General features: G+C 71.9%; 21 protein-coding genes and 1 pseudogene. 7 read left to right on the top strand and 15 right to left on the bottom strand.

Going from position 1 to position 24,918, the window contains the following annotated elements:
* The 3 genes and pseudogenes from ONA70_RS19765 to ONA70_RS19775 form a co-directional block, all read left to right on the top strand.
* Nucleotides 1–299, top strand: a 299-nt coding sequence (locus tag ONA70_RS19765) for a ParA family protein (RefSeq protein ID WP_265007938.1), incomplete at its 5' end; no start/stop codon positions are given.
* A gap of 27 nt (nt 300–326) precedes the next feature.
* Entirely contained in the window at nt 327–1,349 is a 1,023-nt protein-coding gene (locus tag ONA70_RS19770) for a ParB/RepB/Spo0J family partition protein (protein ID WP_265007939.1), read from the top strand.
* 2,355 nt (nt 1,350–3,704) lie between these two features.
* Nucleotides 3,705–4,329, top strand: a pseudogene (locus tag ONA70_RS19775) (hypothetical protein); the annotation flags it as partial.
* 135 nt (nt 4,330–4,464) lie between these two features.
* On the opposite strand, the gene ONA70_RS19780 reads toward ONA70_RS19775, so the two are convergent.
* Entirely contained in the window at nt 4,465–5,433 is a 969-nt protein-coding gene (locus tag ONA70_RS19780; protein WP_406601220.1) for a D-alanine--D-alanine ligase family protein, read from the bottom strand.
* A gap of 37 nt (nt 5,434–5,470) precedes the next feature.
* Nucleotides 5,471–6,784, bottom strand: a complete 1,314-nt coding sequence (locus tag ONA70_RS19785) for an aminotransferase-like domain-containing protein (protein WP_265007941.1) — start codon at nt 6,782–6,784, stop codon at nt 5,471–5,473.
* 298 nt (nt 6,785–7,082) lie between these two features.
* Between ONA70_RS19785 and ONA70_RS19790 the strand changes: the two genes are divergently transcribed.
* Nucleotides 7,083–7,751 (top strand): GNAT family protein, encoded by a 669-nt coding sequence (locus ONA70_RS19790; RefSeq protein ID WP_265007942.1) that lies wholly within the window; start codon nt 7,083–7,085, stop codon nt 7,749–7,751.
* Nucleotides 7,752–7,773: 22 nt separating this feature from the next.
* Here ONA70_RS19790 and ONA70_RS19795 read toward each other — a convergent pair whose 3' ends face one another.
* The 7 genes from ONA70_RS19795 to murJ all read right to left on the bottom strand — a co-directional run bounded on the left by ONA70_RS19795 (nt 7,774) and on the right by murJ (nt 16,128).
* The gene (locus ONA70_RS19795) at nt 7,774–8,934 is read right to left on the bottom strand and encodes an N-acetylmuramoyl-L-alanine amidase (RefSeq protein WP_265007943.1); all 1,161 of its coding nucleotides are present in this window, start codon (nt 8,932–8,934) and stop codon (nt 7,774–7,776) included.
* A gap of 187 nt (nt 8,935–9,121) precedes the next feature.
* Complete coding sequence (gene trxA / locus ONA70_RS19800) at nt 9,122–9,445, bottom strand: thioredoxin (RefSeq protein WP_265007944.1); 324 nt, start codon at nt 9,443–9,445, stop codon at nt 9,122–9,124.
* Between the two features lie 35 nt (nt 9,446–9,480).
* Nucleotides 9,481–10,434 (bottom strand): thioredoxin-disulfide reductase, encoded by a 954-nt coding sequence (trxB, locus tag ONA70_RS19805; RefSeq protein ID WP_265007945.1) that lies wholly within the window; start codon nt 10,432–10,434, stop codon nt 9,481–9,483.
* 180 nt (nt 10,435–10,614) lie between these two features.
* Entirely contained in the window at nt 10,615–11,592 is a 978-nt protein-coding gene (locus tag ONA70_RS19810; protein WP_265007946.1) for a hypothetical protein, read from the bottom strand.
* A complete protein-coding gene (gene sigM / locus ONA70_RS19815) occupies nt 11,589–12,320 on the bottom strand; it encodes an RNA polymerase sigma factor SigM (protein WP_406601219.1) in 732 nt (243 codons plus the stop codon). Before sigM ends, ONA70_RS19810 begins: the two co-directional genes overlap by 4 nt.
* Nucleotides 12,321–12,363: 43 nt before the next feature.
* The gene (locus ONA70_RS19820; RefSeq protein WP_265007947.1) at nt 12,364–13,974 is read right to left on the bottom strand and encodes a protein kinase family protein; all 1,611 of its coding nucleotides are present in this window, start codon (nt 13,972–13,974) and stop codon (nt 12,364–12,366) included.
* 411 nt (nt 13,975–14,385) lie between these two features.
* Nucleotides 14,386–16,128, bottom strand: coding sequence for a murein biosynthesis integral membrane protein MurJ (gene murJ / locus ONA70_RS19825; protein WP_265007948.1), 1,743 nt, complete (start codon nt 16,126–16,128; stop codon nt 14,386–14,388).
* A gap of 130 nt (nt 16,129–16,258) precedes the next feature.
* Here murJ and ONA70_RS19830 point away from each other — a divergent pair, with 130 nt between their 5' ends.
* Entirely contained in the window at nt 16,259–17,719 is a 1,461-nt protein-coding gene (locus tag ONA70_RS19830; protein WP_265007949.1) for a CCA tRNA nucleotidyltransferase, read from the top strand.
* Between the two features lie 45 nt (nt 17,720–17,764).
* On the opposite strand, the gene ONA70_RS19835 is transcribed toward ONA70_RS19830, so the two are convergent.
* The 4 genes from ONA70_RS19835 to ONA70_RS19850 are packed head-to-tail and all read right to left on the bottom strand — an operon-like array spanning nt 17,765 to nt 21,450.
* The gene (locus ONA70_RS19835; RefSeq protein WP_265007950.1) at nt 17,765–19,258 is read right to left on the bottom strand and encodes a flotillin family protein; all 1,494 of its coding nucleotides are present in this window, start codon (nt 19,256–19,258) and stop codon (nt 17,765–17,767) included.
* Between the two features lie 27 nt (nt 19,259–19,285).
* On the bottom strand, nt 19,286–19,807 hold the full coding sequence (locus tag ONA70_RS19840) for a hypothetical protein (protein ID WP_265007957.1): 522 nt from the start codon (nt 19,805–19,807) through the stop codon (nt 19,286–19,288).
* 39 nt (nt 19,808–19,846) lie between these two features.
* A complete protein-coding gene (locus tag ONA70_RS19845) occupies nt 19,847–20,941 on the bottom strand; it encodes a TolB family protein (protein ID WP_265007951.1) in 1,095 nt (364 codons plus the stop codon).
* Nucleotides 20,938–21,450, bottom strand: a complete 513-nt coding sequence (locus tag ONA70_RS19850) for a SigE family RNA polymerase sigma factor (protein WP_265007952.1) — start codon at nt 21,448–21,450, stop codon at nt 20,938–20,940. Before ONA70_RS19850 ends, ONA70_RS19845 begins: the two co-directional genes overlap by 4 nt.
* Nucleotides 21,451–21,519: 69 nt before the next feature.
* Here ONA70_RS19850 and ONA70_RS19855 point away from each other — a divergent pair, with 69 nt between their 5' ends.
* Complete coding sequence (locus tag ONA70_RS19855; RefSeq protein ID WP_265007953.1) at nt 21,520–21,999, top strand: methylated-DNA--[protein]-cysteine S-methyltransferase; 480 nt, start codon at nt 21,520–21,522, stop codon at nt 21,997–21,999.
* A 66-nt stretch (nt 22,000–22,065) separates the two neighbouring features.
* Here ONA70_RS19855 and ONA70_RS19860 read toward each other — a convergent pair whose 3' ends face one another.
* Both ONA70_RS19860 and ONA70_RS19865 read right to left on the bottom strand, forming a co-directional pair.
* Complete coding sequence (locus tag ONA70_RS19860; protein ID WP_123242183.1) at nt 22,066–23,145, bottom strand: inositol-3-phosphate synthase; 1,080 nt, start codon at nt 23,143–23,145, stop codon at nt 22,066–22,068.
* A gap of 23 nt (nt 23,146–23,168) precedes the next feature.
* Entirely contained in the window at nt 23,169–23,807 is a 639-nt protein-coding gene (locus tag ONA70_RS19865) for a PadR family transcriptional regulator (protein ID WP_265007954.1), read from the bottom strand.
* A 173-nt stretch (nt 23,808–23,980) separates the two neighbouring features.
* Between ONA70_RS19865 and ONA70_RS19870 the strand changes: the two genes are divergently transcribed.
* Nucleotides 23,981–24,445 carry a DUF5318 domain-containing protein gene (locus ONA70_RS19870; protein ID WP_265007955.1) on the top strand — a complete coding sequence of 155 codons (465 nt, stop codon included), beginning with the start codon at nt 23,981–23,983 and terminating at the stop codon, nt 24,443–24,445.
* Nucleotides 24,446–24,918: the final 473 nt, after the last annotated feature.

A 24,918-nucleotide genomic window follows, 5' to 3' on the forward strand; every position in this document is an offset into this window, starting at 1 on the left:
ACATCAACCTGGTGCGGCAACACCTGAACCCGCGGCTCGAGGTCTCCACCATCCTGCTCACCATGTACGACCGGCGTACCCGGCTGGCCGACGCCGTGGAGCAGGACGTCCGGAACCACTTCGGCGACAAGGTGCTCCAGGCCGTCATTCCGCGGAACGTCCGGGTCTCCGAGGCGCCGAGCTACGGCCAGTCGGTCATGACCTACGATCCCGGTTCGCGGGGGGCGACGAGCTACTTCGAGGCCGCCCAGGAGATTGCCGAGCGAGGCGTCAAGGAGCCGGTGAGCCGGAATGCGTAGTGCGGAGAAGTCGCTGGGAGGCGTCGCATGAAGAACCGTCCTCGCGGCGGTCTGGGTCGAGGGCTCGGTGCCCTCATCCCCACCGGACCGGCGCCGGGCGGCGCCCCGACGGGTGCCGACGACGAGAGCGGTACGGCGACGGCCCCGGCCGTGCCGGTTTCCGGGGCCGCTGCCGCCATCGTGGCGTCGGCCCCGGCGGCGGAGCCCGAGACGCAGCTGAGCCCGGTTCCGGGCGCCCGCTTCGCCGAGATCCCGGTCGACGCCATCGTGCCCAACCCGAAGCAGCCCCGGCAGGTCTTCGACGAGGAGGCGCTGGAGGAGTTGAAGACCTCGATCCAGGAGGTCGGCTTCCTCCAGCCGATCGTCGTACGCCAGCTCGACGGCGAGAAGTACGAACTCGTCATGGGCGAGCGGCGCTGGCGGGCGGCCCAGGCGGTGGGCCGGGAGAGCATTCCCGCAATCGTCCGGGACACCAAGGACGACGCGATGCTTCGCGACGCGCTGCTGGAGAACATCCACCGGGCGAACCTCAACCCGCTGGAAGAGGCGGCCGCGTACCAGCAGCTGCTGGAGGAGTTCGGCGCCACCCACGAGGAACTGGCCCGCCGGATCGGCCGGAGCCGGCCGCAGATCTCCAACACCATCCGGCTGATGAACCTGCCGGCCCAGGTGCAGCGGCGGGTCGCCGCCGGCGTGCTCTCCGCCGGCCACGCCCGGGCGTTGCTGAGTCTGGATGACGCCGAGGCGCAGGAACAGCTCGCCAAGCGGATCGTCGCCGAGGGCATCTCCGTACGCGCCACCGAGGAGCTGGTGGCATTGGCGCTGTCCGACGGCCCGGCCAAGACCCCGGCCGCCAAGCGCCGGCCGAAGCCGCACGCGCCTGCGTTGTCCGATCTGGCGGATCGGCTCTCCGACCGGTTTGACACCCGGGTGAAGGTCGACATCGGCCGGAGCAAGGGCAAGATCACCATCGAGTTCGCGACGGTCGACGACCTCGAGCGAATCGTCGGCATCATCGGCGTGGGCCAGGACGACCAGCCTGAGCAGTAACCCCTTCGTTGGCCTCGGCCGCGTCGTCCACCCGGACGGCGCGGCCGATTCGTTGTGGGGCTATGGACCCCGGCCGGTAGGAGCGAAGGAGGCCGCCGAGCAGGTTCTCGCGTTCCTGCCGGAGCTCGTCCAGTCGGCCCGGCGCACCGAACGGCGTCTAGGGCCTTCTCTGGGCCGCGTGGGCGGGCGGCGGCCCTCAGGGAGGCCACCTCCCGCGCAGGTGGCTGTGCGGCCGGCTGAGGGCGGCGGAGCCGTGTTGCCGTTCGCCCGGAGCCGTCGGTGGCGCACCCGGGTGCTGTTCCGCCTTTTGAGTCTGGCTGGCTTCTCTCATCAGAGCCGGGTAGCGGTTGTTTCACGTGAAACATGGTCGGTGTTCGTGCCGACCCATGCCGGATCGGCTGAGGGCGGGTGCTGGACCACGTGGAGGCAGCGGCCTACGTGCGCGCCGTGGGCTGCCAGTGGTGGCCCGTCCACGGCGCGGCTTCCCGTGGCGCTCGGACGAACGGTGGGGGTCTCGACGGGCTTGTGGTTTCACGTGAAACGGCCGCCCGGCTGCCCCTGGCATTCAGGCAGCCCACGGCCGACCTTCCGGCTGTCGGCCGGAACGTCCGGCGTACCGGGGGCTGACCGGGGCGGGGCGGCGACCGTCGCGCCCGGGCGGTCTGGGTGCGGTCGCGGGCGTAATCCGCGCGGAAGCTCGCCCCCGTAGGGCTGCCGTTAGTCGACGGGACATCGACGACGGAGATCCTGGCCCGGGGTGGCAGACGCGCGGCCGCCATCCCGGCGGCTCCTCCTGATCCCCGCGAGCTCAGCCCTCGGCCGTCAGGATCCGGTTCCGGTTCATTCGGCGGTGCCGGCCTCCAGTTCCTCGTTGGCATCGGGCTTCGTGTGTTTGCCACCGGTGCCGCCCCCGGTTCTCCGGCCTTCCCGAGCGTCCCGCCCGTGCCGTTCGTCGGCCCGCCGCCCGCCACGTCCCGGGCCAAGGCTCCGACCTTCAGCCTCGGTGCCCAGCCCTTACGGTTCGACCGTCGGCGCTCGAACTCGCCGTTCAACTACTTCGCCCGGCCGCCCGGCACCCGAGGCTCAGCCCTCGTTGCTCGGGCACTTGCCGCTGATTCCTTCGGCTGCGGCGGTCGCCTCCTCGGGGGGTTCCGGTGGCGGACCCCCCGGCGCCCTGGCCAACCACCTCTCCTCCTGGCGTCCCGCCGCCGGGGCCACCCCCGACGGGGATGTCGATCGACCGCATCCCGCTGGGCCGGTGCCGATCGGCGGCGGCCGGTGGGCTCGTGGGTCTGCTCCGCCAGCTCTTGTGCTCGATCCCTGCCTGCTCGACCGACCCGGTATTCCGGCCGCCGTTGGCGGCTCGTTGTCAGAGGCAACTGCCGACCGGCGGCTCGTTGGCGGGCGACCAGCCGGTGGTTCACCGGCCCCGGGCGTTTTCGCGCCCGGACAGCCAGCCGGCGACCGGGGAACGGGAGGGCGGTGGATGGCCGGAGGACGAGCCGCAGTGGGCGCCTGCCGCCGATCCGAGGAGGAAGGTGGCGGGAGCGACGCGCCGGAGGAGGAGAGGCCGAGGCCGGGTTCTGGTGCCGGTGGCTGGCGCGGCCCGAGGTGGGCGACGCACGGGCCGACTCGACGCCGGCCCGTGCTGACGAGTTCGACTCGAGAGGCGGCCAGCCCTACGGCGTGCGAGACGGAACCGCCTTGGTGCCGCCTGGTCGATACCGGCCTTCAACGAAGCCCCACTCCACTCGCGCTGCCGCCCCACGCGCCGCCCGCACAGCGGTCGAGCGGGGAGACCCAAGGGAGGGCATCGCGCGGCCCGTTTCACGTGAAACGGTGTGCCGATCGTTCGGCACCAGGTCTGTCGAAACGCAGTCCGCGTAGCGCGGCAACCGCCGGCCGGGCCATCGGGCCGGCCCGGTACGACGACCACCAGGGCCAGAACCCGTCCGCGTCCGGTCATCGAGGAACGAGTGCTGCCGGGCGAACTGAGCGCCGGTGGAGGGACATCGGAAAGCCAGCCCGAGGCCGGTGCCGATCGGTGGTTCGGTCGTTGAGAAGAGAGGGTCGCGATCGGTGGACAACTCGCCCGACCGCTGTCCGGCGTTATCCACAGCTGTTTTCCACAGGGCACCCCGGTTTCACGTGAAACAGCACGGCGAAAAGCCGTGCTGAGCTGTGGATGACGCCGTGTGGTGGCGATCTCGGCGACCTGTGGACAACGCCGTGGACAACCGGTGGACAACGCGGCGGACAACTGCCGCGGCCGGAGACGAGGCGCCCCGAAACAACCCGCTGTCGCCGATGAATCGGGTAGGGACAGGCGTCGCCGACTCGGTTAGGGTCAGCGTCGTGCAGGACAACCCTCCCTCAGTCCCGGACTTCACCCAGTGGCCCTCCTTCCCCTTCGAGGGCGACCTTCGTGTCAAGCAACTCGACGATCCGGTGCCGCTCGAACCTCCCCGCCGTGGGGAGGGGAACCGGGAGTGCACCGCCTGCAACGCGCCCGACGAGGCGTACATCTGGGTGGGTGAGCGGTGGCGGGTACGCGCGATGGACCGTCCCACCGGCCTCCCGATGGTGCTGATCCTGGAGTCCCGCTCGCACCTCGATCTCGGCGACCTGCCGAACCTCCTCGCCGCCGAGTTGGGCGTGATGACTGTCCGGCTCGAACGCGCCATCCGGTCCCTGGACGGCGTCGCCCGGGTGCACGTGAACCGCTGGGGCGACGGCTCCGCACACCTGCACATGTGGTTCCTGGCACGGCCGTACGGGCGGCTGCAGTTGCGGGGCACCTTCCTGTCCCTGTGGGACTCGATCCTGCCGCCCATCTCCGAGTCGCAGTGGCGGGAGAACCTCGCCCTGGTCGCCGCCTGGCTGGCCGAGTTCGGTGGCCGTCCGCTGGCGGAGCCGCCGCGGATCCAATGGCAGGCGCCGTCCAGCCTGTCGGCGTCCCCGACCGAGAGCGCGGAGCCGGCTGCCGACGAGGAGCCGGCCTCGGTGATCGAGGCGGCAGAGGAGATCCCGGAGCCCGAGGGACTTTCGGCGTCCGAGGCGGAGCAGTCGAAGGCCGAGCACCCGCCGGCCGGCTGACAGGGGGACAGGCGGAAGACTACGAGCGGCGGGCGGCGGCTCGGCTCACCAGCGAGCCGAGCACCCGGCCGAAGTCCAGCCCGGCCGCCTGGACGGCCAGCGGCAGGAGCGAGGTCTCCGTCATCCCCGGGGAGACGTTGACCTCCAGCACGTGCGGCTGCCCGTCCGCGCCCACGATCAGGTCGACCCGGGAGAGATCGCGCAGGCCGAGCGCGTTGTGCGCGGCGAGCGCGACGTCGGCCACCCGCTCGGCCGTCTCCTCGTCGAGGCGGGCCGGTGCGTGCCACGTGGTGCGCCCGGCGGTGTAGCGGGCGGCGTAGTCGTAGACGCCGTTGCGGGGCACGATCTCGACCGGGGGCAGGGCTTCCGGCCCGTCGCCCAGGTCGACCACCGAGACCGCCACGTCCATGCCGGGCACGTACCGCTCCACCAGGGCCGTCTGGTCGTACGCGAAACAGCCGACCATCGCGGCCGGCAGCGACGCGGCGTCGCGCACCACGGCGGCGCCCAGCCCGGATCCGCCCTGCGCCGGCTTCACCATCAGCGGCAGGCCGAGCCGGTCGACGATCCGGTCCAGCACGGCCACCGCGCCCAGCTCGGAGAAGCGGTCGTGCGGCAGGGCCACCCAGTCCGGGGTGGGAATGCCGGCCTCGCGCAGCACCGCCTTCGCGGACGGCTTGTCCCAGGCCAGCCGGGAGGAGCGGGCGTCACACCCGACGTACGGCACGTCGCACAGGTCGAGCACCCCGCGCAGCGAGCCGTCCTCGCCGGTGGCGCCGTGCAGGGCGATCACCACCGCGTCCGGCGGGTCGGCGGCCAGCGCGGGCAGCAGGGCCACGTCGGCGTCCCGAAGTTCGGCGTCCACGCCGACCGCCCGGAGCGCGTCGAGTACCCGGCGGCCCGAGCGCAGCGAGACGTCCCGCTCGTACGAGAGCCCGCCGGCGAGCACCAGCACGTGCAGCTCGTCGGAGGCGGCGGAGTCGGTCATCGAAGCGTGGGGGGCAGAGCTGACGGCCATGCGGGAATCATGCCAAGTCGGGACCGGGCGCGTCGGAGCCGCCCGGTCGGCGCTGCGGCCCGGCGCCGCCGACCGCACCGAAGACCTTGCGCATGGCGATCTCCTGCTCCATCACGCCGGACAGCCGGCGGATGCCCTCCCGGATCCGCTCCGGCGGCGGGAAGGAGAAGTTGAGCCGCATGTTGCCGCTGCCCGCGCCGTCGGCGTAGAAGCCGGTGCCGGGCACGTACGCCACCCGGGCGGCGATGGCGCGCGGCATCATCGCCTTGGAGTCGAGGCCATCGGGCAGGGTGGCCCAGACGAACAGACCGCCGCCCGGGGTGGTCCAGGTGGTGCCCTCGGGCATCAGGTCCGCCAGCGCGGCCAGCATCGCGTCCCGGCGCTCCCGGTAGACCTCGCGGTAGACCTTCAGCTGCTGCCGCCAGGGCATGGTGCCGAGGTACGTGGACACGGCGGCCTGCGCGTAGCCGCTGGGGCAGAGGATCTGCGCCTCGCTGGCGATGACCAGCTTGTCGCGGACCGCGTGCGGGGCGAGGATCCAGCCCACCCGCAGCCCCGGGGCGAAGGTCTTGGAGAAGGTGCTGAGGTAGAAGACCCCGTCGCGCCGCCGGGCCCGCAGCGGCGCCGGCGCCTCCCCCTCGAAACCGAGCTGACCGTACGGGTCGTCCTCGACCACCAGCAGGCCGGCGCGCTCGCAGATGTCGAGCACCCGTTCCCGCCGCTCCTCGCTCAACGTCACGCCGGTCGGGTTCTGATACGTCGGGATGGTGTAGAGGAACTTCACCCGCCGGCCGGCGCGGGCCAGGTCGGCGATGGCCGCCTCCAGCGCCTCCGGGATCAGCCCTTCGGAGTCCATCGGTACGTGGGCCACCTGGGCCTGGGCGGCCTGGAACACCCCGAGTGCGCCGACGTACGTCGGCCCCTCGGCGAGCACCACGTCACCCGGGTCCAGGAAGAGCCGGGCCACCAGGTCGAGCGCCTGCTGGCCGCCGACGGTGACCACCACGTCCTCCGGGGAGGCGCCGCAGGAGGCATCGATCCCGGAGAGGGACATCACCTCGCAGATCCGCTCGCGCAGCTCCAGGGTGCCCTGGCCGATGCCGTACTGGAGGGTCGTCGCGCCGTGCTCCGCGCCGAGCCGACCGAGCATCTCGCCGACCGCGTCCAGCGGCAGCGCGGCGATGTACGGCGCTCCCCCGGCGAGCGAGACCACCTCCGGCCGGCTGGCCACCGCGAAGAGTGCCCGGATCTCGGAGGCCGTCATCCCCCGGACCCGGCGGGCGTACCGGTCGGTGTAGTCGTCGAGTGTCGTGCCGGTCATGACATCACCTCGATCGGGTGTCGGCGGGGCTACCGCCCGGTGTGGTACCCGCGGTGCCGGCATCCATGGCGGCGCGGGCGCCGGTTGGTCGATCGTAGTCTGCCCAGGCCAGCGCGGGAGCGGCCGTGTGGGTACGTCCACATCCCGGACCGGCCCACCCCCGTCCCGGTGGCCGTTCGCGCGTCCCCTCCCGTAGCGTCGGCCGGGGGCGTACGATCGCTCGTCGGGGGCAGGGGAAGACGGCGGCGTGTGAGCACCGTTGTGGTTCCGCTCCGAGCCTATTGGTGGGGATGCGCTGATGTCGCGACGTCTGGTCAGTCTGACCCTCGACACCCTCGAGGACCTGCCCCGCCCGTGCCGCGAGTGCGTCTACTGGGAGCTGGATCCGGTCTCCGCCGACCGGGCCTGCGCGGCGGGTGACCCGGGGCTGGAGAAGGAGGCCTGGGTATCCCAGACCCTGCTGGAGTGGGGTTCCTGCGGCAAGCTCGCGTACGTCGACGGGATGCCCGCCGGTTTCGTCATGTACGCCCCGCCCGCGTACGTCCCGCGCTCGATGGCCTTTCCCACCTCGCCGGTCTCCGCGGACGCCGCGCTGCTGATGAACGCCACCGTGGTTCCCGCCTTCGCCGGCGGCGGCCTGGGCCGGATGCTGGTGCAGGGGGTGGCCCGCGACCTCACCAAGCGCGGCATCAAGGCGATCGAGGCGTTCGGGGACGCCAAGTTCGGGGACGGGGCGGAGGACGACCCGACCCGGGCCTGCGTCGCGCCAGCGGACTTCTTCCTCTCGGTCGGCTTCAAGACGGTCCGCCCGCACCCCCGCTACCCCCGCCTGCGGCTGGAACTACGGACGGCGCTGAGCTGGAAGTCCGACGTCGAGTACGCGTTGGAGAAGCTGCTCGGCTCGATGAGCCCGGAAACGTTGCTCCGCCCGGTCCGCCCGGCCCCGGCCACCCGCTCCACCAGCTGACCGGCCGGACCCGAGCCGGCGCTCAGTCCACCACCGTGCCGGCCGCGACGATCGCCCGCAGCTCGCTGACGTCGATCGAGCCGGTCGGCACGTCCCGCTCGATCGGGAAGTACATCCGCTGCACGGCGGCGACGATCGCCTCGACGACCTTGTCCCGGAACCGGGGATCGACCAGCCGGCCCCGGTCGGCCGGGGAGGTCAGGTAGCCCACCTCGACCCGGACCGCCGGCATCTTCGTCAGTCGCAGCAGGTCCCACGTCTTGGCGTGGGTACGGCAGTCGCGCAGCCCGGTCCGGGCCACGATCTCGCGTTGCACCAGCCCCGCCAATCGCTCGCCGGTGGCCGAGGTGACGCCGTTGTTGGTGCCGTAGTGGTAGGTGGCCACCCCCTCTGCTGCCGGGTTGGCGTGCCCGTCGGTGTGCAGCGAGATGAAGACGTCCGCGCCGAGGGAGTTGGCCAGTTGGGCGCGGTCGGCGTCCGGCAGGCAGGTCCGCGGTGACGGGCCGCGGGTGAGCTGCACCCGTACTCCGGCCGCGGCGAGCCGCCCCTCCAGCCGGCTGGCCAGGTCGTACACGATGTCGGCCTCGGTCCAGCGCAGCGGGCCGTCGGGCACCACCTCACCCGGATCGGTGCCGCCGTGCCCGGGGTCGACCACCACGGTCCGCCCGACCAGCGTGGGTCCGGCCTGGCGGATCGCGTCGGACTCGCGGAGCCACTGCGGGCGTCCGCCGACCACCTTCCGGCCGAGGCGGCGCAGCGCGTTCATGGTGTGCGGGCCGCATGCCCCGTCCGGTTTGAGCCCCATCTCCCGCTGGAACTGGGCGACCGCACGGGAGGTGCGGATGCCGTAGACGGCATCGGCGCGGCCGGCGTCGTACCCCATCTCCAGCAGCCGTTCCTGAAGCGACCGGACGTCCTCGCCGATCAGTGGCTCGGGCACGGCGTGGTAGAGGGTACGGGCGCCCAGCCGCCAGCGGGCCGCGTCCAGCGCCCGCCAGGTCTCCGCGCCGACCCGCCCGTCCACGCTGAGGCCGCGGGACTGCTGGAACGCCCGGACGGCCCGCTCGGTCTCGGTGTCGAACTCGTCGCTGCGGCCACCGGAGGGGAGCAGGTCGAGGCCGGAGAGGACGGTACGGATCTCGGCCACCGCAGGTCCCCGGTCACCGGGTCGGATCGGACGCACGACGACCCCCTCTGCACGGATGCTGGCTGGCCGGAGACTCCCGACGGAGGTGCTCGCCCCGCACGGGGACGCTTACGGAGCGTACCGTGAGTGGTTACCGAGGGGCTTCATGTTCGGCCAGGTCAGGAAAGCCGGAACCCCCGCCGCCCGGGACGGACGACGGGGGTTCCGGCAGTGTCCTCGTGGGTCAGAGGGCCGACTGGATGAGCCGGACCAGCTCGCCCTTCGGCTTGGCGCCGGCGATGGACTGCACCGGCTCACCGTTCTTGAAGATGGTGAGGGTCGGCACGGACATCACCCGGTAGGCGCGCGCGGTCTCGGGGTTCTCGTCGATGTTGAGCTTGACGATGCTGACCTGGTCGCCCATCTCGCCGGCGATCTCCTCCAGCAGCGGCGAGACCTTGCGGCACGGCCCGCACCACTCCGCCCAGAAGTCGACCAGAACCGGCTTGTCCGACTTCAGCACATCAATGGCGAAGCTAGCGTCGGTTACCGCCTTGGTTGCTCCCACTATGAACCCCTCCTCCGGGATTTTCTGAAGATGTTTCAGCCTTGCAGGGTGGCGATGAAGCGCTCGGCGTCCAGCGCGGCGGCGCAACCCGTACCGGCGGCGGTGATCGCCTGGCGGTAGGTGTGGTCGACCACGTCACCGGCCGCGAAGACACCCGGGATGTTGGTCCGGGTGCTCGGCGCCTGCACCTTCACGTACCCCTCGTTGTCGAGTTCCACCTGGTCCCGGAAGAGCTCACTGCGCGGGTCGTGGCCGATCGCCACGAAGACGCCCGTGACGTCGAGCACCTTGCTCTCGCCGGTGTGCACGTTGCGCACCCGGACACCGCTGACCTTGCCGTCCTCGCCGAGGATCTCCTCGACCACGGTGTTCCACTCGACCTTGATCTTGTCATTGCCCAGCGCTCGCTCGGCCATGATCTTGCTGGCCCGGAACGAGTCCCGCCGGTGGAGGATGGTGACCGACTCCGCGAACCGGGTGAGGAAGCTGGCCTCCTCCATCGCCGAGTCGCCGCCGCCGACCACCACGATGTGCTGGTTGCGGAAGAAGAAGCCGTCGCAGGTGGCGCAGGACGACACGCCGTGGCCCAGGTACTCCTGCTCGCCGGGCACGCCGAGCGGACGCCAGGCCGAGCCGGTGGAGAGGATGACCGCCTTGGCCCGGTACGCGGTCCCGCCGACCCAGACGGTGCTGACCGCGTCGGAGCCGATCTCACCGGTGTCTTTCAGCTCGACCCGGGTCACGTCGTCGGTCAGGAACTCGGCACCGAAGCGCTCGGCCTGCTTGCGCATGTTGTCCATCAGCTCAGGGCCGAGAATGCCGTCGGCGAAACCGGGAAAGTTCTCCACCTCGGTGGTGGTCATCAGCGCGCCGCCGGACTGCACACCCTCGATGACGAGCGGCTTGAGGTTGGCGCGCGCGGCATAGACCGCCGCCGTGTAACCGGCCGGCCCGGAGCCGATGATGATCAGGTTGCGGACCTCGTCCACTGCCGTCTCCCGATGTGTGTGTTCGTCACCGGCGCGCACCGATGTCGATCCCGAGTGCCGACGGACCCTGGCGGCGCCGGCGCCTGACTTGCAGAACGTCATCGTACGAAGCGGGGATTCCCGATCCGGTCATCCGGTGGGTCACGTCACGTGGAACGGCAGCCGCCGATGACCGCGCCCTCACCCTACCCGCGTACGGAACCGGGTGTCCGCGCCGGAGCCCGGTAGCCCGCACTCCGGTCCGCTCGCCCACGCCCAGCGGGCGCCCGCTCGGTCGACGAAGGCCACGACCACGGCGGGCCGCCCCTGGAACGACGCGTAGTCGACCAGATCGACGGTGATCGGCCCGGATCCGTGCTCGGCGTCGATCGCGGTGAGGCAGTCGTCCAGCGGTCCCGGCCGGGCCAACCGGTCCAGCCCGAGCGGGGTAGTGAGTCGCTCACTCTTCGTGGCCAGCCCGGGCTCGGAATCGCTCCTCTCGAGCAAAGGGCTGGCGGACGTGGTGCTGAGCCCGCCGGACAACCGCTCCGGGGTGTAGTCGGTGCCGCTGCTCGTGGTACGCACGGTGGTCCGGTCCAACGGCCGGGCACCGCCCGACGCCGCCGCCGGCGCCCCCGCGTTGTCGGTCGACGACAGGCCGGTGCCGACCAGGTTGCTCAGCCCGAGCCCGATCGCGGTGATCGAGGCGGCCGCCACGGCGACCGGTGCGGCGATCCGGGCCCAGCGCCGTGCCCGTCGGCCCGGCCCGGTGCGGCGATCGTGGCCGTCCATCGGCCGGGTAGCCCGACCGGCCCGTCGGCTCCCCCCGGCCGCCTGCGCCGGCACCGCTGCCGTGGTGGCCTGGTGGAAGCCGGCCGGGTCGCCGTTGACGCTGGATACGACGTCGCCGGCCGGCGCCGGACCGGCCCCCGCGAGCGCCGCCGTGATCCGGTCCGCCACGGCCAGGGGAAGCTCCGGCGCCGGGCCGGCCGCCCAGTCGGCCAGGTCGGCGTGGACCAGGTCCAGCGCCCGCACCAGGTCGGCGTACGCCTCGCCCCAGGCCGGGTCCGCCTCGACCAGCCGGGCGACGGTGCCCTGCTCCGGGGTGCCGTCCAGCGCCCCGCCGACGTAGTCGGCGAGCAGGTCGTGGTCGACCCCGCTGAACTCCCAGGCAGTCACGTCTCCTCCTGGCTGGTGTCCCGCCGGGGCCATCCCGACGTGGATCCGACGCCCTCGGGCGGGCGTGGGTTCCCCCCGGTGACCGGGCGCACGTCCGCCCCCCCGTCCGACCCGGTACGTAGATGTCCGAGGAGCACGGCCAGCCGGGCCCGACCCCGGGCGCACCGGCTCTTCACCGTCCCCTCGGCGACGCCGAGGATCCGGGCCACCTCCGCCACCGGGTAGCCCTGCACGTCCACCAGCACCAGCGCGGCCCGCTGCTCGGCGGGCAGTTCGGCGAGGGCCTGCCGGACCACCAGCGCGGTGTCGTGGTCGCGGGCCGGCGCGGCCGGCTCCACCCCGCCGGTGTGCCGGCCGGGCTCCCCGTCGGTGTGCACCCCGTCCGGCAGCGGGACGGTGGGATGGCTTTGCCGCCGCCGCATCCGGTCCAGGCAGGCGTTCACCACGATGCGGTGCAGCCAGGTGGTGACGGCCGAGTCACCGCGGAACCGGGCGGCGGCGCGGTGCGCCGAGAGCAGCGCGTCCTGGAGCGCGTCCGCCGCCTCCTCACGGTCGCCGAGGGTACGCAAAGCCACCGCCCACAACCGGTCCCGGTGCCGGTGGAACAGTTCGGTGAAGGCGTCCCGGTCGCCGGCCACGTGCGCGCGCAGCAGGTCGAGGTCGGAGGTCCCGGCCGGCATGGCGTCCCCGGTCACCGGCTCGGGCGTACGCCCGCCGCGACCCGTCATCACCACGTCCGGGGGAGGCGGTGCGGCGGCCGCGGCGGACGGTTCACGAGCCCTGGACCGTGATCTCCTGGACCCCGACCTTGTAGCCGCTGCCGCCTTCCTTCTGCGGCAGCTCGGTGATCCAGAAGAGCAGGTACCGGTACTTCCGCTCCGGGTCGAACCCGTTGAAGGTCATCTTGGTGCCGTCGTGCTCCTCGAACGGCTGCCCGATGGCGGTCTTGTAGCTCGCCACGAGTTCCTTGTCGCCGACAGAGGTGGAGGGGAATTCGGCGGCGCCGGTGAAGAGCTGCGCGGAGGCGCCGGTGGCGGAGAGGACGGCCTGCAGCGACTTGACCGTGTGCGGGGAGCCGAGGTCGATCCAGACTCCCATGCCCTTCTTGTAGTTGCTGAAGTTGGGCGAGTTGTAGGTGTCGGTCTCCCAGCCCTTGTCCAGGCTGCCGTCGATCACCAGCTCGGCGTCGTTCAGCTCGTCGCGCTTGCGGCTGTCCGGGTCGATGATCCGGACGTCCTCGACGGAGAGCTGTCGGACCGCCGGGGCGGCCGGGGTGGCGTCGCCGGACGGGGCGCTGCTGGAGGGGCGGGCCACCGGCTCGGTCTTCGGGTTCTTGTCGTCGCCGCCGAGGGCGCTGATGCCGATGAGCAGCCCGACCAGGGCCACCGCCAGCAGGCCGGCGATGCCCAGGGCGACCTTGCGACCGCCGACCGAGGCCAGCGGCGACGGCTCCTCGCCGGTCTCGGCGGTGAACCGGAGTGGGCCGGCCTGGTCCAGGAAGTGGTCCTCGGCGGGGACGTCGAGCCGGCTCAGCTCGGCCGCCAGCACATCCGAGGAGGGCGGGGCGATCTCCGGGTCGAGCAGGTCCATGGTGAGGTCGTCGAGGTACGCCGGCACGCCGGCGCGTACCTGGCGGGGTGCGGCGATCGAGCCACTCGCGTCGCGGACCGCGTCGGGAAGGGCGGCCCGGCCGTGCCCGGCGGTGGCGCCGTGCAAGGGGGCCTCACCGTGCGGCCAGTGCCCGGTCAGCGCGAAGTAGAGCACCCCGCCGACCGCCCGCAGGTCGGTCTCCTGACTGTCCGCGCCGTCGGTCCGCGCGTCGGCCAGCACCACCCGGCCGTCGTCGCTGATCATGACCGTGCCGGGGTGGACGTTGCCGTGCACCATGCCGGTGGCGTGCACCGCGGCGAGGGCGCTGGCCACCGCGTTGCCGATGGCGGTCGCCCGGGCCGGGTCCAGCGACCCCTCCTCGGCGACCAGCTCGCGCAGGGACCGGCCGTCCACCCACTCGCGGACGACGTACGCCCGGTCGGCCTCGTCGATCGCGTCGTAGACACCGACCAGGTTGGGGTGGATCACCCGGCTGGCCGCCACCGCGGCCTGGAGCATCTCGGTGGCGGAGTCGCCACCCGGGTAGCGGAGGACCACCGCCACGGGACGGCGCAGCACGACGTCGACCCCGCGCCAGACCAGCCGACCCGCGCTGTCGTTGTTGATGTGCTCGACCAGCTCGTACCGCTCGGCAAGGACCTCACCGGCCGTGGGAGCACCGAAGGTCATGACCGGAGGTGCGTTCTCCTCCGCCTCCTGACCCTCGCCGACCTGGGTCACCCGTCCTCCCTCGGTGATCGTGTCGATCGATGGACCCGTGCTGCTGGGCATGTGGGTTTCCGCTCTGCCTTCGAAGGAACTGGCAGACCGGTGTCGACGCCCGCGCCGGCACCTGCCGTACCCGTCGAGAGCGACCTTACCCGGGATGCCCGGTTCTCCGACATGTCATCTTCCCGCCGGAATCGACGGGATGCCAGTGACCACGGCGGCCGGCCGGTAACGGCCGCGTCCAGCCTGGTCATTGAGAACACGCTCCAGCCAATCTAGAGGTTGACGGCAAGTATTCGGCGCAGGGGCATCCGTACGACGTATCTGTGGATTCCCCCGGTTCGGCCGGCCACGGTCATCCTTACGGTTGGTTGTCCACAGGCGGAGAGGCCTACTGGGCCGCGAAATCCAGAGTTATCCACAGCCGTATCCCCAGGCTGGTGATCCTCGTTCACCGTCCGTCATCGCGGCGGGTCAGCGGCCCAGGCGCCGCCGGACCATGCCGACCACCTCGGTGATCTCACCGATCCGCAGCACCATGGCCAGCCCGAGGTACGTCGCACCGATCACCGCGCCACCGATCACCAACTGGACGATGGCAGCCAGCCGGGTCAGGTGCGCCGGGTCGCCGGGCAGCAGCTTCACTACCAGCAGGCCGACCACGGCCGCACCCAGCGCGGCGACGAGCACTCGGCCCATGGTGCCCATGATCTCGCCCAGCCCGATCCGGCCTACCCGTGGACGCAGCAGCATCGCCGAGATCACCGCCGCCGCCACGTACGAGATGGCGTTGCCGAGCATCATGCCGGCCGCCGCGAAGGTGGTCGAGAAGCCGAGGAAGAGGCCGATCTGGAGGAGCACCCGCAGCGCCACCACCGGGATGTTGACCAGGGCCGGTGTCTTGGTGTCCGGCAGCGCGTAGAAGGCGAAGGTGAAGAGCTGGCTGATCGCGAACGGCACCAGGCCGACTGCCGCCACGAGCAGCACGGTCGAGGTGGCCACCGCGTTCTCCCCGGTGAACGCGCCGTACCGGAAGATCACGACGGAGATCGGAGCGGCCAGCACCGCGTAGCAGACCGCGACCGGGGCGAGGACGGCGGTGACCATCCGGGTGCCCCGGGACAGGTCGGCGGTGACGTCGCGGAACCGACCCTCGGCGGCCGCGGCGCTCATCCGCGGCATCAGCGCGGTGATGATCGAGACGGCGATGATGCCGTGCGCCATCATCAGCAGCAGGAAGACGAGGTTGTAGATGAACAGGCCGGCGTTCTTCCCACCGCCGGCCCGGGTGAGCAGGTTGACGACCGCGAACAGGCCGAGCTGGTTGATCCCGACGTAACAGAACATCCAGGCACCGAGCCGGGCCAGCTCCCGCAGCCCCAACTCGCGGAAGTCGAACCGCCACTTCCACCGGAAGCCCACGTTGCGCAGCGCGGGCAGCAGGCCGGCACTCTGCACCGCCACGCCGAGGAGCGTGCCCCCGCCGATCAGCAGGATCCGGCCCCAGCCCATGTCGGCGGGCTGCAGCACCTTCGCCCCATAGACGAAGATGTAGAGCACGCAGGTGCCGATGACCACCAGGTTGTTGAGGATCGGCGCCCACATCGGCGCGGCGAAGTGCCCCCGGGTGTTGAGCACCGCCGCGATCAACGCGCTCACGCCGGTGAAGAACAGCATCGGCAGCATCAGGTAGGACAGGTCGTTGACCAGACCGGTGTAGTCCTCGCCCTTACCGCTCGCGTAGATCGCGGTGAGCACCGGTGCGAGCACCACCGCGATCGCCGCCGTCGCGGCCAGCGCGAGCACCGCGAGAGTGAGCAGCCGCTGGGCGTACGCCTCGCCCCGGTCCGGGTCGATCTTGCGGCGGCGGACCAGCACCGGAATCAGCACGCTGGTGAGGACGCCACCGAGCAGGAACTCGTACACCTGGTTCGGCAGGAACTGGGCGGTGGTGTACGCGTCGCCGATCAGGCCACCGCCGAGCGCCGCGCCGATCATCAGGGTGCGGATGAAGCCCGTACCCCGGCTCACCAGGCTGCCGATCGCCATCACCATGCTGTTCGCCGCGGCGCTGGTCTCGGCGACCACCTCCTGCGGTGGTGCGGTGGCCTCGACGCCCGGCTGGTTCAGCGGCTCGGCGGAGATGAAGGTGGCCTCGTCGTCCGGCGGCAGGCCGCCGCCGTGCGCGTTGGCGCTGCGGTAGAGCCCGCCGCTCATCTCCAGCCTCCAAGGGGGTACGTCGCAGCCGGACCTCCGGGCCCGTACACCCGAGACCTTAGTCAACCTTGGTGGCATACCCGCGCCCGGCGCAGTTGATCCCGCCCCGGACCGATAGGCTGGCGATCCCATGTCCGAAGCCTCCGCATCCCACGCCGCCGACCGCCGTGAGCTGACCGTCGCGCAGCGCAACGCCGTCGCCGAACTGCTCCGCGTCTCGCCGGTCGCCGACGAACTCGGCCGGCGCTTCGCCCAGGCCGGTCATGAACTGCACCTGGTAGGCGGATCGGTACGCGACGCGCTCCTCGGCCGCCTCGGTGAGGACCTCGACTTCTGCACCGACGCCCATCCCGACGAGACCCTGAAGATCGTCCGGGGCTGGGCGGAGTCGATCTGGGAGACCGGGCGGGAGTTCGGCACCATCGGGCTCCAGCGCGACGGGCTCCGGCTCGAGGTCACGACCTTCCGCGCCGAGGCGTACGACCAGGTCAGCCGGAATCCGGTCGTCGAGTACGGCACCAGCCTGGAAGACGACCTGAAGCGGCGGGACTTCACCGTCAACGCGATGGCGGTCAGCGTCCCCGACCACCGGTTCACCGACCCGTACGGCGGCCTGGCCGACCTGGCCGCCAAGATCATCCGTACCCCGGGCACGCCGCAGGAGTCGTTCCGCGACGACCCGCTGCGGATGCTGCGCGCGGCCCGGTTCGCCGCCCAACTGTGCTTCACGGTCCACCCGGACGTCCGCGAGGCGATGACCCGGATGGCCGCGGACCTCGACCGGATCACCGCCGAGCGGATCCGGGACGAGTTCACCAAGCTGCTCTGCGGCACCGACCCGGTCACCGGGCTGCGGCTGCTGGTCGACACCGGCCTCGCCGAGCGGTTCATCCCGGAGCTGACCGGGCTCAAGCTGGAGATCGACGAGCACGCCCAGCACAAGGACGTCTACGAGCACACCCTGACCGTGGTCAGCAACGCCATGGCGCTGGAGGAGGACGGCTGCGACTTCGTGCTGCGGATGGCCGCGCTGATGCACGACGTCGGCAAGCCGGCCACCAAGGCGGTCGGCCCGGACGCCCGGGTCAGCTTCCACCACCACGAGGTGGTGGGCGCCCGGCTGACCAAGGCCCGGATGAAGGCGCTGCGCTACCCCAAGGACGTGACGGCCCAGGTGGTCAAGCTGGTCGGCCTGCACCTGCGCTTCTACGGGTACGGCCGGGGCGAGTGGACCGACTCGGCGGTCCGCCGGTACGTCACCGACGCCGGTGACCTGCTCTCCCGGCTGCACAAGCTCACCCGCTCCGACTGCACCACCCGGAACCGGCGCAAGGCGGCCCAGCTCGCCGCCGACTACGACGCGCTGGAGGACCGGATCGCCCGGATCGCCGCCGAGGAGGACCTGGCCCGGGTCCGCCCCGACCTGGACGGCAACGCGATCATGGAGCTGCTCGGCGTACCGCCGGGGCCGGTGGTGGGGAAGGCCTGGCAGCACCTCAAGGAACTGCGGCTGGAGCGCGGCCCGCTGGACCGCGACGAGGCCGAGGCCGAACTGCTCCGCTGGGCCCGGGAACAGGGCATCGTCGAGTGACGGAGAAGGGCCGCGGCACCGTGCCGCGGCCCTTCCTCTCGCCGGTCAGGCCTCGACGGCGGGCTTGTTGCTGCCGTTGTGTGTGCTGCCGAGCTTGGCGAGCAGGCCGGCCAGGTCGATGCCGGTCAGGTCGCTGCCGAGCTGGAGCCCCTGCGCCACGTTCCCGGCCACCGACTTCGTCAGCGAGGACGCGCCGTCGGTCGAGATGACCGTCATCTTGTCGATCGCGCCGATCGGGGCGCTTGCCGCCTCGACCACCTGCGGCAGCACCTTAACCAGCAGGTCCAGCACCGCCGCCTCGCCGTACGCGGCGAACGCCTCGGCCTTGCGGGCCATCGCGTCGGCCTCGGCCTGCCCCTTGGCCAGGATGGCCGCCGCCTCGGCCTGGCCCTCGCGCTCCACCGCCTCGGCGATCGCGCTCCGCCGGCGCTGCTCGGCCTCACCCTCCTTGGCGCCCTCGATCGCGTTCGCCTCGGCCAGCGCGGCCCGGCGGGCGCGCTCGCCCTCACCGGTGAGGCGGGCCTGCTCCGCGGCGGCCTGCGCGGCGGCGATGGTCGCCTGGCGCTGCGCGTCCGCGTTGAGCACCGCCGCGTTGCGGGCCGCCTCGGCCTCCTGCTCGACCTTGTAGCGGGCCGCGTCGGCCGGCTTGCGCACCTCGGTGTCCAGCTGCCGCTGCTTCAGCTCGGCGTTCCGCTCGGCCACCTTCTGCTGCTCGGAGAGGATCGCCTGGTCCCGCTCCGCCTGGGCGAGCGGGCCGGCCGCCGCCGACTTCGCCTTGGCCGCGTCGATCTCGGCCTGGATGGCGGCCTGCTTGAGCGCCAGGTTCCGGTTCGCCTCGGCGATCGCCTCCTCGGCGAGCAGCCGCTCCTGCTCGGCCTGCTGCCGGGCCCGCGCCTCGGCGATGGCCGCGTCCTTGAGCACCCGGGCCGCCTCCGGCCGGCCCAGGTCCTGCAGGTACGAACCCTCGGCCAGGATGTCCTGGAGCTGGAAGGTGTCCAGCACCAGGCCCTGGTTGGTCATCGAGTGCTCGGCCTCCTCGGCGACCGCGCTGGCGAACGCCGCCCGGTCCCGGATGATCTCCTCGACGGTGAGCCGCCCCACGATCGAGCGGAGCGCGCCGGCCAGCACCTCCCGGGTGAAGTTGTCGATCTCCTCCTGCTGGTTCAGGAATCGCTGGGCGGCGGCGCGGATGGCGTCCTCGGTGCCACCGACCTTGACGATCGCGACGCCGTGCAGTTCGGTGCGGATGCCCTGCTTGCTCACCGCGCCCCGGATGCTGACGTCGATCCGGCGGCTGGACAGGTCGAGGGACTGGAGCTTCTGCACCACCGGCAGGACGAAGACCGAGGCGCCGAGCACGACCTTCTGCCCGGACATGTCGGTGGCCCGTCCGCCGTCGGCGGTCTGGGTGGTCCGGCCCTTGCGGCCGGTGACGATGAACGCCTGGTTCGGGCCGGCCACCTTGATCCGGGAGAGCACGAACAGGACGAGGAGGACGGCGAGGAGGACCGCGCCGCCGATGGCGACGAGCAGGAGCATGGGCGTTCCCGTCTCTGTGAAGGGGAATCAGTAGGTCTCGACGTACACGCTGGTCTCGCTGAGCGCTTCGACCACGAAGATCCGGGTGCCGACCGGGAGCGGATGGTCGGCGCGGGCGTTGAGCTTGACCGGTTGGCCGGCGAGGCGTACCCGCACCTCGCCGTAGCCGCCGGCCGGGACCGGGGTGACCACCAGACCGGCCGCGCCGACCAGGTGGTCGCGGGTGGGCGTGGCGTCGGTCCGCATGTTGCGGGCCGCCCGGCTGAGCCGGGCCGCCAGCCACGCGGTGGGCACGGCCGCCGCCACGCCGCCGGCCACCGCCCCCGCGACCATTCTGGGACTACCCCCGCCCAGCAGTTCGTTGACGATCGCGGCGCCGAAGCCGAAGGCCCCGGTGAACCCGGCGACCGCCTCCAGCGACACCGGACCGTCGACGTCCGGGTGGCCGAGGTGCAGCAGCCCCGCGCCGACCAGCGCGAGGGCCAGCACAGCGACCCCGGCTCCGCCGATGATCAGGAAGATGAGCGTCCCCGTGGCCACGACCCGCACGGTATCGACGCCGCGCAAGGCCGCCGGCTGTCGGAACGCTCAGCGCGGGGCGATGGTCACCTCCAGGCCGACCAGCTCCCTGGGCAGCGGTTGGCGGACCAACTCCCGGCCGGACGGGTCGGTGAGGACAAAGTCCCCCGTTCCGAGCGGTCGGCGGTAGAGCAGCCGGTCGTCGGAGAGCCAGACCGCGTCGGCGGACGGTAGCGGATTCACCACCCGGCCGGTCGCCGTCTCGACCAGCAGGGGCTCCTGCTGCCCCTGGACGACCACCAGCGTTCCGTCCGGCGACCAGGCCCACGGGCCGGTCGGATCGCCGGGTACGGGGACCAGCCGGGTGGGCCGACCGTCGTCGGCGGAGAACAGCTGCACGCCCCGCCGCTTGTCCCGGAACGCCTCGTTGTGGCCGCTCCCGCCGGTCTGCGGAAGCGCGACCTCCCGGCCGTTCCGGGTCCAAGTGAAGTCGCAGTAGTCGGTGCAGAAGTACGCCCGCCGGTCCACCGGGTGCGTGTGCTTCGTGCCGTCGGTCTCCAGCACGATGAAGCCTTCATGGTCGAGCTGGGTGGTGGTGAAGAGCAGCCGGCGACCGTCCGGCGACCACCGCGGCGCGGAGAGCGCCCGGCCCACCATGTACCAGCGGGTTTTTCCGCTGGCCAGGTCGATCAGGCCAATGTCCCGGGGCCGGTTGTTGTCGTGGACCGCGACCAGTGAACCGGTGGGTGCCGGGAAGATGCCGTCGTAACGGTCGGTGGTGATGTAGTGACCCCGCCCCCGGTCCAGCAGGAAACCCTTGCCGGACCCGGTGGTGGTCTGCGCCCTGGTCACCACCCAGCCGCCGGGCAGCACCAGCGGCTTCGCGGTCCAGCTCGCCCCGGGGGTGGCCAGCATGGTCGGTGACGGGATGACCGTCGGGGTTGGGGTCGCCGGGGGCGCCGCCGGGCCAGGGCGGAGCAGCACGAACGGCAGGGTCACCGCGACGACTGCCAGCACGGCGGCACCGGCCGTGGCGACCCGGCGGCGACGACGCAGCCGGCGACCTCGGCCGAGCGCGCGGCCGGCGAGGTCGGGCGCGGGTCCCACCCCGTCCGCGAGGTCCCGCACGGCCGTTCGCAGCGTCTCGTCCAGCACTCTGGTCATCGCGTCACCTCCGTACGGCTCGTCAGCTCGTCCAGCCCGGGTACCAGTTGCCGGAGCCGGGCCAGCGCCTTGGCGGTCTGACTGGCCACCGTCCCGGCCCGGCAGCCGAGCAGCGCCGCGGTCTGGTCGACGCTGAGGTCCTCCAGGTAGCGCAGGGTCAGCACGGCCCGCTGGCGGGGTGGCAGGGCCCGCAGCGCCTCCCGCAGCAGCAGCCGCAGGTCGGGGTCGGGGCCGGCCGCCGCCCGGTCCGGCAGTTCCGCGAACGGGACCTCCGCCCGTCGCGAGCGCCGCCGCCAGCCGGAGACCTGGTCGTGGTAGAGGATCCGCTTCACGTACGGCTCGGCGTCGCCCCGGATCCGGGGCCAGCGGGCGTACGCCTTGGCCAGCGCGTTCTGCAGCAGGTCCTCCGCCGCGTGCTGGTTGCCGGCGAGCGCGTACGCGACCCGCAGCAGAGCGGGACCCCGTTCGGTGACGAACGCGGTGAACTCCCCGTCGATGACCTCTGCCACCGTTCACCTCCGTACCTCAGACGCCCGGGGCGGCAGGAACTTTGCCCGACCGCGCGGGAGAATGGGGGCATGCGCTGGACCGTGCTCGATTCGCCGATCGGTGAGTTCTCCGTCGCGACCGACGGCGAGGCCGTGCGCGCGGCGCACTTCGGGCGGGTGGAGTCGGCGATCGAGGAACCGGGCGACGCGGTCGCCGGCCAGGCGCTGGCCGAGCTGCGCGCCTACTTCGCCGGCGAGTTGACCGAGTTCACCGTCCCGGTCGCCGTGCTGCGCGGCTCGGAGTTCGAGCGCGCGGTGTGGCGGGAGATGACCCGCATCCCGTACGGGGAGACGCTGACCTACGGCGCGGTGGCGAAGGCGGTCGGGGACCCGGGGGCGGCCCGAGCGGTCGGGGTGGCCTGCAACCGCAATCCGGTGCCGGTGATCGTGCCCTGCCACCGGATCGTCGGGGCGGGCGGCAAGCTGGTCGGCTTCGGCGGCGGGTTGCCGCGCAAGGTGACCCTGCTGGAGCTGGAGGCGCGCGTGGCGCTGCAGCGCGCCTGGTCCTGACGTACCCGGACGAAAGAGGCCGGGCCCGCCCGGACCCGGCCTCTTTCCCTGCTGGTGGTCAGCGCGTCAGCGCTCGACCTCACCCTTGATGAACGCCTCGACGGCGGCGTGCGCGTCGTGGTCGGCGTACTGCTTCGGCGGGGACTTCATGAAGTACGAGGAGGCGGAGAGGATCGGGCCACCGATCTTCCGGTCCAGCGCGATCTTCGCCGCGCGGACGGCGTCGATGATGACACCGGCCGAGTTCGGCGAGTCCCACACCTCGAGCTTGAGCTCGGCGTTGAGCGGGGTGTCACCGAAGGAGCGACCCTCCAGGCGGATGTAGGCCCACTTGCGGTCGTCGAGCCACGGCACGTGGTCCGACGGGCCGATGTGCACGTCGCTCTTCTGCATCTCGTGCGGGATCTGGGAGGTCACCGACTGGGTCTTCGAGATCTTCTTCGAGACCAGGCGGTTGCGCTCCAGCATGTTCATGAAGTCCATGTTGCCGCCGAAGTTGAGCTGGTACGTGCGCAGCAGCTCGACGCCGCGGTCCTCGAAGAGCTTCGCCAGGGCGCGGTGCACGATGGTGGCGCCCACCTGGCTCTTGATGTCGTCACCGACGATCGGCAGGCCGGCGTCCTCGAACTTCTTGGCCCACTCCGGGTCGGAGGCGATGAAGACCGGCAGGGCGTTCACGAACGCGCACCCGGCGTCGATCGCGGCCTGGGCGTAGAACTTGTCGGCTTGCTCGGACCCGACCGGCAGGTAGGAGACGACCACGTCGACCTGCGCGTCGCGCAGCGCCTGGGCCACGTCGACCGGCTCGACGTCCGACTCCTCGATGATCTCGCGGTAGTACTGGCCGAGACCGTCGAAGGTCGGACCGCGCTGCACGGTGACGCCGGTCGGCGGCACGTCGCAGAGCTTGATGGTGTTGTTCTCGCTGGCCACGATCGCCTCGGCGAGGTCCATGCCCACCTTCTTGGCGTCCACGTCGAACGCCGCGACGAACTTCACGTCCGAGACGTGGTAGTCGCCGAAGGTGACGTGCATGAGACCCGGGACGCGGTCGTTCGGGTCGGCGTTCCGGTAGTACTCCACGCCCTGCACGAGGGACGAGGCGCAGTTACCCACACCGACGATGGCGACGCGGACGGAGCCCATAGCGTCTGCCTCCTTCTTCTTCATCACGGCCGCTCTGTCCTGGACTCTCCAGGCGGGGGCGGGCTGTCGTTTTCTCGTCGGCCGCCGGCCGTCCCGGGTTCCGGGACCGTCGGGGCTCGGCCGGAGCGCTCGTTGGCGATGAGCTCCTCCAGCCAGCGGACCTCCCGCTCACAGGCGTCGAGCCCGTGGCGTTGCAGTTCCAGGGTGTACGCGTCGAGGCGCTCGGCGGCGCGGCCGAGCACGTCACGAAGGCCTTCGCGGCGCTCCTCGATCTTCCGACGGCGACCTTCCAGGATCCGGAGCCGGGTGGCCTGGTCGGTCCGGGCGAAGAACGCGAAGTGCACCCCGAAGCCCGTGTCGTCGTACGTCTCCGGCCCAGCCTGCGCTATCAGCTGGGCGAAGCGTTCCTTGCCCTCCGCGGTAATGGTGTAGACCACCCGACCGCGTCGGCTGGTCAGCGCGGGAACCTCCTCGGCGGTCGCGGGTGTCTCGGCAGCTTCGGCGATCCAGCCCGCCGCCTGCAGCCGGCGCAGGGTCGGGTAGAGCGAGCCGTAGCTGATCGCCGCCCGGATGGCGCCGAGCTTGGCGGCCAACTCCTTGCGCAGCTCGTAGCCGTGCATCGGAGCCTCCTGCAGGAGGCCGAGGATGGCGAGCTCGAGCACGGGCCACCCCTTCTTACCCCCGGCGCGGAGTCGTAACCGCCGCGATGTATCGGACCGATACATCGCACGTTAGCGGAGACCCATGATCAGGGCAAACCCCGTTTCCGCGCTTCCACCATCACGGATCGTGACGGCGGTCGCCTCGTCCGGCCGGACCGCGTACCCTTTGGCGCATGCGTACGCAGCGCCAGATCGTCGACTACTCGCTCCAGAAGCGAGCGGTGCTGCGTGACCTTCTCGCCAACCGGATCGGCACGTACGACGTCTGCGACGCCTCGCCGTACCTGAAGAACGCCGCCCGGTTCCACGGCGAGGCCACCGATGAGCGCTGCCCGATCTGCCGCAGCGAGAACCTCATCCACGTCCACTACATTTACGGTGACGAACTCAAGCAGTCGGCCGGCCAGGCGCGTAACCGGGCCGAGTTGTCGCTCCTGGCGATGACGCTGCGTGAGTTCCAGGTCTTCGTGGTGGAGGTGTGCCCCGGCTGCGACTGGAACCATCTCGTCGAGCAGTTCCTGCTCGGCCGGGACGGCCTGGCCGGTGGCGCTGAGGACGGGGCGGAGCAGGAGGCGGTGAGCGGCTCGTCCGCGCCGACCGGTTCCACCCCTCGTCGAAGGCGAGAGGCGCAACGGTGAATTCGGCTGTGCGGATCGACCCCCGTCGTACGGGCGGGCGGCGTATCCGACAGCTTCTAGGTCTGATTGGTCCGAATAGGTCGGATTTGACGTCTGCGCCCCGGCACGCCCGGGGTGTAGCGTCTCGTGTCGCAGCTCACGGCAACCCGGTGGTGGCGCCCCCGCGTCCCACCGCGACCGGCAGGGTGTGAGGAATGAACTACGACGATCCCAGTACTTCGCGTGGGCGGGCCCAGATGCCGGGCCCGAACGGCGACTCCGGTTCCGGAGGGAGCCCGCGTGGGAACGGTTGGTCATCCGGAACGGAAGGCGGTGCCTCGGCCCGCGCCTCGGTGACGCCACGCGGCCCGTCTGGCGGGCGTGCCCAGGTCGGCGGCGCGGCCCCGGCACCACGCGGCGCCGCGGGTTCGGCCTCCGTCGGTCGGGCCGGCGCGGGCCGCGCCTCGGTCCCGGTCTCGCCGGCTCCTGGCGGC

Origin of the sequence: Micromonospora yasonensis (genome assembly GCF_026013475.1) — a bacterium.
Lineage (GTDB): Bacteria > Actinomycetota > Actinomycetes > Mycobacteriales > Micromonosporaceae > Micromonospora > Micromonospora yasonensis.

What these genes read in the sequence shown, in the direction of transcription:
- ONA70_RS19855 (WP_265007953.1), top strand. Translation starts at nt 21,520, where the DNA reads ATGCGCTGGACCGTGCTCGATTCGCCGATCGGTGAGTTCTCCGTCGCG.
- ONA70_RS19820 (WP_265007947.1), bottom strand. Translation starts at nt 13,974, where the DNA reads ATGCCCAGCAGCACGGGTCCATCGATCGACACGATCACCGAGGGAGGA.
- ONA70_RS19790 (WP_265007942.1), top strand. Translation starts at nt 7,083, where the DNA reads ATGTCGCGACGTCTGGTCAGTCTGACCCTCGACACCCTCGAGGACCTG.
- ONA70_RS19770 (WP_265007939.1), top strand. Translation starts at nt 327, where the DNA reads ATGAAGAACCGTCCTCGCGGCGGTCTGGGTCGAGGGCTCGGTGCCCTC.
- ONA70_RS19835 (WP_265007950.1), bottom strand. Translation starts at nt 19,258, where the DNA reads ATGCTCCTGCTCGTCGCCATCGGCGGCGCGGTCCTCCTCGCCGTCCTC.
- ONA70_RS19870 (WP_265007955.1), top strand. Translation starts at nt 23,981, where the DNA reads ATGCGTACGCAGCGCCAGATCGTCGACTACTCGCTCCAGAAGCGAGCG.
- ONA70_RS19785 (WP_265007941.1), bottom strand. Translation starts at nt 6,784, where the DNA reads ATGACCGGCACGACACTCGACGACTACACCGACCGGTACGCCCGCCGG.
- murJ (WP_265007948.1), bottom strand. Translation starts at nt 16,128, where the DNA reads ATGAGCGGCGGGCTCTACCGCAGCGCCAACGCGCACGGCGGCGGCCTG.
- ONA70_RS19860 (WP_123242183.1), bottom strand. Translation starts at nt 23,145, where the DNA reads ATGGGCTCCGTCCGCGTCGCCATCGTCGGTGTGGGTAACTGCGCCTCG.
- ONA70_RS19845 (WP_265007951.1), bottom strand. Translation starts at nt 20,941, where the DNA reads ATGACCAGAGTGCTGGACGAGACGCTGCGAACGGCCGTGCGGGACCTC.
- ONA70_RS19780 (WP_406601220.1), bottom strand. Translation starts at nt 5,433, where the DNA reads ATGACCGACTCCGCCGCCTCCGACGAGCTGCACGTGCTGGTGCTCGCC.
- sigM (WP_406601219.1), bottom strand. Translation starts at nt 12,320, where the DNA reads ATGACGGGTCGCGGCGGGCGTACGCCCGAGCCGGTGACCGGGGACGCC.
- ONA70_RS19830 (WP_265007949.1), top strand. Translation starts at nt 16,259, where the DNA reads ATGTCCGAAGCCTCCGCATCCCACGCCGCCGACCGCCGTGAGCTGACC.